4 protein-coding genes are annotated in these 3682 nt (G+C 69.6%); all 4 read right to left on the reverse strand.

Going from position 1 to position 3682, the window contains the following annotated elements:
- Positions 1–127: 127 nt before the first annotated feature.
- Complete coding sequence (locus tag QZV72_RS09270; RefSeq protein WP_297007686.1) at positions 128–1192, reverse strand: alkene reductase; 1065 nt, start codon at positions 1190–1192, stop codon at positions 128–130.
- A 61-nt stretch (positions 1193–1253) separates the two neighbouring features.
- Positions 1254–1907, reverse strand: a complete 654-nt coding sequence (locus QZV72_RS09275) for a TetR/AcrR family transcriptional regulator (protein ID WP_297007688.1) — start codon at positions 1905–1907, stop codon at positions 1254–1256.
- A gap of 11 nt (positions 1908–1918) precedes the next feature.
- Positions 1919–3109 carry an acetyl-CoA C-acyltransferase gene (locus tag QZV72_RS09280; protein WP_297007691.1) on the reverse strand — a complete coding sequence of 397 codons (1191 nt, stop codon included), beginning with the start codon at positions 3107–3109 and terminating at the stop codon, positions 1919–1921.
- A 10-nt stretch (positions 3110–3119) separates the two neighbouring features.
- A partial coding sequence (locus QZV72_RS09285; RefSeq protein ID WP_297007693.1) for an SDR family oxidoreductase occupies positions 3120–3682 on the reverse strand: 563 nt, incomplete at its 5' end.

Below are 3682 nucleotides of genomic sequence, written 5' to 3' on the forward strand. Positions count from 1 at the left end.
GCCAGCCTAGCCAGCGGTCCCGGCCCGGCCGGCGTAGCCGGCGGTCCCGGCCCGGCCAACCCGGCTCCCACCGGACCACCGGACCACAGACCACCGGAACTCAGACCACGGACCACAGACCACCGGTCTACGCGAACGGGTAGTCCGTGTACCCGTGCTCCCCACCGACATAGAAGGTGGACTTGTCCGGCACATTGAGATCCAGTCCTTCCCGCCACCGGCGCACGAGGTCCGGGTTGGCGATGAGCTCGCGGCCGACGACCGCGGCGTCCGCCAGACCGTCCTCGACGATGTGCCGGGCTTCAGCCAGGTCCGTGACATGGCCGAACCCACTGTTGAGCAGGAAGGTCCCGTTGAAACGCTCCCGCAGGTGGGCCACCAGGTCGCCGTCGATCCCGGCGTGCAGTACCGACAGGTAGGCGAGCCCGGGCAGGCCGGAGATCAGGGCGTCGTAGGTGGCCAGGACATCAGCCCGGTCGTCCTCCACCACACCCTGGACGCCGTGCTCCGGGGAGATGCGCAGTGCGGTCCGCTCCGCACCGATCTCCGCGGCGACAGCCCGCACCACCTCGACAGTCAGCCGGGCCCGGTTCTCAGGGGATCCGCCGTAGGCGTCGGTGCGGTGGTTGGAGGACGCCGCGGTGAACTCGTGGAGCAGGTAACCGTTCGCCCCGTGGATCTCCACACCGTCCACCCCGGCGTCGACCGCCCGGCGCGCACCCGCGACAAACTCCCCGATGATCCGCGGGATCTCCTCGAGGCCGAGTGCGCGGGGCACCACGCCGTCGAGTTTGCCGGAGAAGCCGCGGACCGGCGCACCGGTACCGATCGCACTGGGCGCCTCGGGTTCTCCACCGCGCAGCAGGTCGGGGTGACTGGTGCGCCCGCCGTGCATGATCTGCATGACGAGGGTGCCGCCGGCGGCGTGGACCGTGTCGGCGACCGTGGCCCAGCCGGCGGCCTGCTCCTCGTTCGCGATGCCGGCCTGGCCGGGGAAGGCGCGGCAGCTGAACGCGGGGAACGTCCCCTCGGTCACGACGAGTCCGGCCGTGGCACGCTGGCTGTAGTACCGTGCGTGCAGGTCAGTGGGGACGCCGTCCTCCGCCGCACGTTGCCGGGTCAGTGCTGCCATCGTCACCCGGTTGTCCAGGTGCAGTGCTCCCGCATCGAGCGGGTCGAAGAGAGTGGTCATTCCACGTCCAACCCGACGGGGTTGTCCGTCATTCCAGCGGCACTCCGGGGCCACCCCCGCCTCAGGACGCCAGGCCGCCGACGGCCAGGTCGACGATGCGCTCCGCCAGGTCACGGATCTCGGCGGCGTCCTGGCTCTCACGGACCCGGAACCACATCGCCACACTGTTCAGGCTGCTCAGCAGGAACCTGGTCGCCAGGCGGGCGTCCCCGGACGCCGGGGAGCGTAGTGACCCGTCCGCCATCCCGGTGGTGACCACGGAACGGAACAGCTCCTCGTAGCGTTGACGCACCTGGTTGAGCGCGGCCAGCGCCTCGCGCTGCCGTTCCTTGAGCGCCGCAGAGCGCCCGGCGACGACACCCTGGGCGATGACGTCGTGGTAGCCGAGATCGGTCATGAGGTTGACGAGGTGCTGCGTGGCCATGGCGGTCAGGCGTTCCCGTCCGGTGCCGGGCAGGGTCGACAGGGGGCTCACCCGGTCGTGGGCACGACGCATCCCCTCCTCGTAGACGGCGAGGTAGATGTCGAACTTGGACCGGAAGTAGTAGTAGATCCGTCCCTTGGTCGCGCCGATCCGGTCGGCGATGTCATCCACCGTGGTCCGGTCGAAGCCCTGGGAGTGGAAGACGGCGGACGCGGCGTCGAGGATCTGACCCCGTGCCGCATCATGGGCCCCGGGGTCAACGCCGGTAGCGTCTGCTCCACTGCCGGTCATGGTCGTGTCCTCTACAGTTCGAACAGTCCGGCGGCACCCATCCCGCCGCCGATGCACATGGTGATGACGACGTAGCGGGCCCCGCGGCGGCGTCCCTCCAGGAGGGCGTGCCCGACCATGCGGGCACCACTCATGCCGTAGGGGTGGCCGATGGAGATTGCACCGCCGTTGACGTTGAACTTCGCGGGGTCGATGCCGAGGGTGTCGCGGCAGTACAGCGCCTGGGAGGCGAAGGCCTCGTTGAGCTCCCACAGGTCAATGTCGTCGATGGTGAGTCCGTGCTGTTCCAGCAGCTTCGGGATGGCGAAGACCGGGCCGATGCCCATCTCGTCGGGCTCGCAACCGGCCACGGCGATGCCCCGGTAGGTGCCCAGCGGCTCGAGCCCGCGGCGGGTGGCCTCGTCGCGCTCCATGAGGACCACGGCGGCGGCGCCGTCGGAGAGCTGGGAGGCGTTGCCCGCGGAGATCGTGGCGGCGTGCCCCTCGGAATCCGGCAGCACGGCCTTGAGCTTGGCGAGCCCCTCCGCGGTGGTCAAGGGACGGTTGCCCTCGTCGAGGGACAGTGTGACCTCCTGCTCGACCGGCTGACCGTCCTCACCGGCGACGAGCTTCGTGGCCGTGAACGGCACGATCTCTTCGTCGAAGAGGCCGGCCTCCTGGGCGGCGGCGGTGCGACGCTGGGATTCCAGCGCGTAGGCGTCCTGCTGCTCGCGGGTGACGCCGTAGCGCTCGGCGACGATCTCCGCGGTGTTCAGCATCGGCATGTAGATGTCGTGGCCGTTCTCCGCCAGCCACGGATCAGCGGCGCGGTAGGTGTTCTTGTGCTCGTTCTGCACCAGGGAGATGGACTCCACCCCACCGCCGACGGCGATCTGCAGGCCGTCGGTGATGATCTCCTTCGCTGCGGTGGCGATGGCCATGAGGCCGGAAGCGCACTGGCGGTCCACACTCATGCCCGGCACGCTCACCGGCAGCCCGGCGCGCAGTGTCGCCTGCCGTGCGACGTTCGTGCCGGTGGATCCCTCCTGCATCGCGCAGCCGAGGATGACCTCCTCGACCTCGTCACCGGTGAGGCCGGCGCGTTCGACGGCGGCGGCGATGGCGTGGGCGGCGAGTGCCTGTCCCTGGGTGTTGTTGAAGGCTCCCCGGTAGGCGCGGCCGATGGGGGTGCGGGCGGTGGAGACGATGACTGCTTCTCGCATGTGTTCTGTCCTATTCATGGTCGTCGTGATTGTCGTGGTCGTACATGGCGACGGACATGGTCGAGGTGAGACCGCCGTCGAGGGGGATGGTGGTGCCGGTGATGTAGGAGCTGCCCGGCGCGAGGAGGAAGGTGACCAGGGCGGTGACGTCCTCGGGGCGTCCGACCCGGCCCAGCGGGTTGGCCCGGTTGACCTCCTCGCCGCGCTCGTCGAGGACCCACTTCATCATGCGGGTGGGGAACGGCCCGGGGGCGATGGCGTTGACCAGGATCTTCGGCGCCAGGGAGGACGCCATGATCTTCGTCAGGTGATGCACCGCAGCCTTGGACGCCGCGTACGAGTAGTTCTCGTAGTTGGGCACGGCGAGACCGTCGATGGACCCGACGTTGATGATGCGGGCGGGGTCGAGGCCGGCTGTGGCACGGGCGTCGAGCAGCGGACGCAGCAGTTGTGCGAGCCGGAAAGGTGTCTTCACGTTGACGCCGAGGACCTTGTCCCAGGCGTCCGGCGGGAAGTCGTCGAAGGGGGCGCCCCAGGTCGCGCCGGCGTTGTTGACCAGCCCGTCGAGCCGGC

Source organism: uncultured Corynebacterium sp. (genome assembly GCF_902782855.1).
Classification (GTDB): Bacteria; Actinomycetota; Actinomycetes; order Mycobacteriales; family Mycobacteriaceae; genus Corynebacterium.